This is a genomic window from Dolichospermum circinale AWQC131C, assembly GCF_000426905.1.
In the GTDB taxonomy this organism is placed as follows: Bacteria; Cyanobacteriota; Cyanobacteriia; order Cyanobacteriales; family Nostocaceae; genus Dolichospermum; species Dolichospermum circinale.
Genome location: NZ_KE384597.1, coordinates 38,080 through 43,721, shown reverse-complemented (window position 1 = coordinate 43,721; position 5,642 = coordinate 38,080). Strand labels below are relative to the sequence as shown.

General features: G+C 38.4%; 5 protein-coding genes. 1 reads left to right on the top strand and 4 read right to left on the bottom strand.

Annotation, left to right across the window (positions count from 1 at the left end; genetic code table 11):
- Nucleotides 1–72: 72 nt before the first annotated feature.
- On the bottom strand, nucleotides 73–1,071 hold the full coding sequence (fmt, locus tag ACIR131C_RS0105460; protein ID WP_028089382.1) for a methionyl-tRNA formyltransferase: 999 nt from the start codon (nucleotides 1,069–1,071) through the stop codon (nucleotides 73–75).
- 969 nt (nucleotides 1,072–2,040) lie between these two features.
- Between fmt and ACIR131C_RS0105455 the strand changes: the two genes are divergently transcribed.
- Nucleotides 2,041–3,294: a hypothetical protein gene (locus tag ACIR131C_RS0105455; protein WP_028089381.1), complete on the top strand. Its 1,254-nt coding sequence runs from the start codon at nucleotides 2,041–2,043 to the stop codon at nucleotides 3,292–3,294.
- A 130-nt stretch (nucleotides 3,295–3,424) separates the two neighbouring features.
- Here ACIR131C_RS0105455 and minE read toward each other — a convergent pair whose 3' ends face one another.
- The 3 genes from minE to minC all read right to left on the bottom strand — a co-directional run bounded on the left by minE (nucleotide 3,425) and on the right by minC (nucleotide 5,616).
- Nucleotides 3,425–3,733: a cell division topological specificity factor MinE gene (gene minE / locus ACIR131C_RS0105450; RefSeq protein ID WP_028089380.1), complete on the bottom strand. Its 309-nt coding sequence runs from the start codon at nucleotides 3,731–3,733 to the stop codon at nucleotides 3,425–3,427.
- Between the two features lie 38 nt (nucleotides 3,734–3,771).
- Nucleotides 3,772–4,578 (bottom strand): septum site-determining protein MinD, encoded by an 807-nt coding sequence (minD, locus tag ACIR131C_RS0105445; protein WP_028089379.1) that lies wholly within the window; start codon nucleotides 4,576–4,578, stop codon nucleotides 3,772–3,774.
- Nucleotides 4,579–4,668: 90 nt separating this feature from the next.
- Nucleotides 4,669–5,616: a septum site-determining protein MinC gene (gene minC, locus ACIR131C_RS22010; protein WP_081677163.1), complete on the bottom strand. Its 948-nt coding sequence runs from the start codon at nucleotides 5,614–5,616 to the stop codon at nucleotides 4,669–4,671.
- Between the last annotated feature and the right edge of the window lie 26 nt (nucleotides 5,617–5,642).

The following is a 5,642-nucleotide window of genomic DNA, read 5'->3' as shown; positions in this document are numbered from 1 at the left end:
AATTACCCATTACCCATTACCAATTACCCATTACCAATTACCCATTACCAATTACCCATTACCCATTACCCATTACCCATTACCCATTACCTCACCCACCGTTAACCGAGTTCCATTGACAAAATCCCATCCTGACTGAGGCCGTTTACCCATTAACTGCACTTCTCGCAATAGCAATAAACCCTCACCGGTTTGGATAATTGCCCCTACTCCCTTAATAATATTAACTACTTCTCCTTCTTTTCCCGATACCATTGATTTAGACATCTTGTGTATTTTTTCTTGTAACTGCTCTGGTAATTCTTGAATATAGGCAATATCTAAAGGAACACTAGCAGTGATTTTAAATGGTTGGTTGCGAAAAACAGTAGTACAATGAGGATAAAAGCCGCGAATTTGATTGTGTAATTGGATAGCACTTCGTCCCCAGTCTAAATTATAATCAGACTTTTGAATCAGAGATGCGTAAGTAGCACAGCTATGATCCTGGGGAATAGGTTGAATTTCCTGACGTTCCAGTTTATATAGGGTTTCTATTAGTAAATCTGCACCAGTAATAGCCAATTTTTCCCCTAAAATCTGAGCATTGTCTAGTAATTCAATGTCTGTAGTAGCTTTTAGCAGCATATCCCCTGTATCCATCCCTTTATCCATTAAAATGGTTGTAATTCCCGTTTCTTTTTCTCCGTGATATAAACTCCATTGAATTGGTGCAGCCCCGCGATATTGAGGTAAAATTGAACCATGTACATTAATGCAACCGAGCTTTGGCATATCTAATATCTTCTTAGACAAAATTTGACCATAAGCAATAACTACAAATACATCTGCTTCCATTTGTTTGAGTTGTGTTAAGGTTTCCACATCTTTTTTCACCCTCTCAGGTTGCCAAATTGGAATATGATGATTTGTAGCGTAAGTTTTCACAGGTGAAGGTGTTAATTTATTCCCACGCTCTCGACGTTTATCCGGTTGAGTGACAACGGCTAATACTTGGAAATCACTATTTAATAACAGTTTTTCCAAGGTGGGAACTGCAAAATCAGGAGTACCAAAAAATACTACTTTCATTAGTTATTAATTATTAATCACGAGTCATAAGTCATTAATTAATATTAGGTGTGTTCCCCATTGTTGACAACTGCAAAATCTAAATATTAATGAAATTATCTCTGCCACGAAATTTAATTACAGAATTTTTGCTGGCAGGATATGAATTTTCAAGGTTTCATGGTATAGTGTCTACTATTAGATCAGTGAAAATAGCAAAAATCAACTATGATATCAAGTCAATTAGTTAATTTATGCTAATCACTGTCTTGGCTATGGAAGAAAAGCAATCTACGCGACGCAGAACGTTTTCTTAATCTTACAGACTACACTAACGCCAAGCGTCTCCAAGAGAAGTTATCGCTAATCTCATCTATTATTGACGGGTTTTGTCTGTCTCGCTATATTTTTGACTTAGCTATTTTTCTCTCTACTAAATCAAAACTGTTCAGTAATTACCCAAGTTGCAAATAGACTGTTTTTGTTTAATTTTAACATTTACTAGTGTAATTTTAAATTTGTAAATTTGGGTGTGGGTATTTAGTGGTCTTATTTATTTTTGATTGTGCATCATTTGGTTTGAATTTGCCAAGAATAGATGACTTTTATTTGTACAAAGCTTGAAATACTACAGCAAGCTAAAAACAGAATAAGTTATTTGAGACTAGTTTAAGCTAAGGCCATTTTGAGAAGCATTTAGTCAAATCAAAACTTAATGATGATCACTAAAAAAATGTCTATATTCAAGTTAATTTGAATATGGATGTTGCCTCAAGTGACAGCGATGACCGCTTTCTTATGTATATATTATGTAAAAATAATGAGGGGATCAATGGTGACACTAAAACTTTTGTAAAGCCTTGTAACATTTACATAAATTATCCTGTAAAAGCCTTTGCTTGATTGATATATATATTATATAGTCATAGCTTTTACCATTCCTGTATAAATACTGCCCGCACTTAGCAACTGCCTCCAGAGAGTCTCATCATGCTTAAATCACTTTTGGTGTTAGGATGGTTCCGTGTTAAACCATTTATCAAGTACATTGCTATTACTATTGTAATTTCCACCTTTGTAGGAATGTCTCTTCATGGTACTTTAGCTAAACAATCTCAAGTAGCAAATACCAATTCAGGAAATGACAAATCTGATGCCCAAGGGAAAATAAATTTACAATTTGCTCAAGTCAATTCTCAGACAGGAAAAATATCTATTGGGGAAGGAATACAGTCATTATCAACCAATAAAGTCATCACCACAGCAAAAACAGAGAATCAGCAAACCGGGAATAATGCTGTTAAGGGAACTGTACCATCAGTTGGTGCTGTAGAAACTCAAGAACAAGTATCCATTAATCAACTTAATTTAAGTCAAAAATTAAAGAACACAAAGGAAGAAGCTGAGTTTAATTATCGAGAGAATAATGGTTTTGAATCAGAAGTATTAGCAACATCAAGAGTTAGACCTGGAGGCAATAAATTACAACTAGATGAAACCGGAGAAATACCTGTAACTCAAGAAGAAAATGAGTCAGAAATGACACAAAATGATCCCATAGGTAGCCCCCATCCCATACCTTGGAAATGGATTATGGCGACTCAGGAAGCGATTGGTGGTAAAGGTATTTCTGGTGTCCGTTATTACCGTAGCTTGCCAGTAATTTCACCTGATGGCAAATATGCGATTTATAGCCGGGTGCAAATGGAAGTCAGACCAGAAATGCACAATAGCCGAGTTAAGAGCGTGTTGTTTATGGAGGATAGAGAAACCAAAAAGTTGCGGGTGATGATATCAACCGATAAGGAGATTGATCCTCTATTAAATAAAGAGGCAAGTTTGTCTGAAGAAGCTGATAATGATGGTAAAATTGGGGTGTTAGTGCCTGTTAGCTGGTCTGAAAAAGGCGATCGCTTTTTAGCACGTAAATTTGTGGCTATTTTTAACACAGCAGATGCTACAGATCAGGCTGTAATTTGGGATCGTCAAAAAAATAATATCAATGTAGTTAATCCTGTGCAATCAGAAGATGACCACGAAAAAATAGCCATTTTGTTGGGTTGGAGTAAAAAGCAGCCTAACAATGTCTTATTTCGTGCTGGTGAACTAGGGGAAGAAAATTGGCCTTTAGTGCAAGTGGCTAATGATGGTCAAACCGTTGATATGTCAGCAGAGGAAGATCAACCGATAACCTTTGGTGAAAGTGCCAAAATTTGGGCTGATCCACAGGTTGCATCTCGATAAGTAATTAATCACTAATCCATACCCGTTGTCAACAGTAATCACCAACAACAACGGGTAGTTTTGATACCAATGTAATAAATTCTTCAATAGTCGCGTCACAAGTAAGGCTATTTTCTAGACAAACGACAAACTATAAAAGTAAAATATCGGTGTTTTCTAACTGGTTTTCATCGAGAGTTTCCTTGACTCGACGAATTGGTAAATTAGCGATTAAAGCCGTTGTTCGTTGATTGCTTTCTAAGGAAAACTCTAAACCGTCTGTTTCTATTTCCACATAGCGACAAACAATTTCCAGGATTTCCTGACGCATTTTTTCTAAGGTTTCGGGGTTCAAGTCAGCACGGTCATGGGAGATAACAAATTGCAGACGACGTTTAACGTCATTGCGGCTGTTATCGGGACTGCGGACAAAAAGTTTTTCTAAAATTTCAAGAATCATTGCGGGTATGTGTAAGGCACAAGAAACTGGGAAGTTAATTAAACAAGTTTTGACCAAAACATCTTTCTCAAGCGGGAAAAGATGTTTTTACCAGATGAGTCAAGCTCAAGAAACTCGACAGTTTCCCCTTGCAATCTCCGAGCAATGTTCTCGAAAGCGGTGGCGGCTAAAGATGGTGTATCTGATAATACTAATGGTTCGCCACGGTTGGTAGAGACAATCACACGCTCATCATCGGGGATTACTCCTATTATGGGGATAGCGAGAAGTTCCTGAACATCCTGTACAGACATCATATCATTTGCTTGTACCATTGCTGGTCTAATCCGGTTAACTATTAAGTTAATCTTTTTCACACCTTGTGCTTCAAGCAATCCCACTACTCGGTCAGCATCACGGACGGCGGAAATTTCGGGAGTAGTGACAATCAGAGCCTCCTTAGCTGGGGCGGTAGCATTTTTAAAACCCATTTCAATTCCTGCTGGACAGTCAATGATCACATACTCGTACTTTTGTGACAGTGCATTTACCAGTAATTTCATCTGGTCAGGTGTTACAGCTTCTTTATTGCGATGTTGGGCTGCTGGTAAAAGTACCAAATTAGGCTGTCGCTTATCTTTTACCAAGGCTTGTTCCAGACGACATTCTCTAGCTAAGACCTCCACCGCTGTATAAACAATCCGATTTTCTAATCCTAGTAGTAAATCTAAATTTCTCAGACCAAAATCGGCATCAATTAAGGCTACTTGCTTACCTATTTTGGCTAAGGCCATGCCCAAATTAGCTGAAACTGTGGTTTTACCCACTCCTCCTTTACCGGAGGTAATGACAATAATGCGACTCATGGTAATGCTGTATAAGATTCAGGAACGATAAAATATTTCAGGCTATTCATGGAATTAATTACATTTGTGATTCTTGCCTAGTCAAGAATTTTAGATCAGATTTTGTGTAATTAATCGCGTCCGACTATTTAATTGGCTGCGGGAAAAATCAGCGGCCTTGACAATGCGAATACCCTCCGTTGTCATATGTGCAACTTCAGGCAAGAAATTAGTTGGGGACTTTTCTGGCGCTCTAGCGACAGCATCAGCGATTCGTAGTTGGGTTGGTTCCATTTGCAAGGCCATGATCAAAGATTCCCGATTACCACCGGCTCCGGCATGGGCAACTCCCCGCAAACGACCCCAAACTAGAATGTCTCCATCTGCAATGATGATACCACTAGGGTTAATATCTCCCAGAATAATCACTGTCCCGCCATGACGAATTTCCACCCCTGATCTGACTGTCATTTGCAAATAGAGGGCATCTGCCAATGGGGCAGGAGTAGTTTGAAAATCGGCAGTCAGGGATGTTTCTAGTTGGATTTGTTCTACGGAGTAACCCAGGGTACAAGCTGCGATCGCGGTTTGTCTGCGACTGGTGGCTACGGATTTTAATTGTATTTGATATGTATTTAAAGTTTCTGCCAAATCTTGCAGTTGTCTGTTATCTAATAACCGATCTTTAGCTACCAGATGCAGGGCTGTGTTCGGCTTACGTAAGCGATCGCCTGCATTTAAACGCTGTTTCATTTGTTGCCAAATCTCCCACCAACTAAATTCTGATGGTGGTACTTGAGATTCAGTGGGCAAAATTAATAACAGTCGCTCTCCTTGAGTTTTTAACTGAATTTGAGTATTTTGTTCTGCCTTTTGTAGCTGGTAATTTAAGTCCTCATCTGTTAAGTCGGATAAAATTAAGTCGGATAAAATAGAACCTTCTGCCATCAGATTAGGAATATGAGATGCTGATAGACGCGGAGGTGTAGCCATATTTTCAGCAGCAGAATTATCCTGAAAATAGGCAATAACAGGGTTTAACTCCACATTGAAGTCCATGGAACTAGATTTTACCTGATCAGTAG

Excerpts from the sequence above, each read along its gene's own strand:
- fmt (WP_028089382.1), bottom strand. The coding sequence starts at position 1,071 with ATGAAAGTAGTATTTTTTGGTACTCCTGATTTTGCAGTTCCCACCTTG.
- ACIR131C_RS0105455 (WP_028089381.1), top strand. The coding sequence starts at position 2,041 with ATGCTTAAATCACTTTTGGTGTTAGGATGGTTCCGTGTTAAACCATTT.
- minE (WP_028089380.1), bottom strand. The coding sequence starts at position 3,733 with ATGATTCTTGAAATTTTAGAAAAACTTTTTGTCCGCAGTCCCGATAAC.
- minD (WP_028089379.1), bottom strand. The coding sequence starts at position 4,578 with ATGAGTCGCATTATTGTCATTACCTCCGGTAAAGGAGGAGTGGGTAAA.
- minC (WP_081677163.1), bottom strand. The coding sequence starts at position 5,616 with ATGGACTTCAATGTGGAGTTAAACCCTGTTATTGCCTATTTTCAGGAT.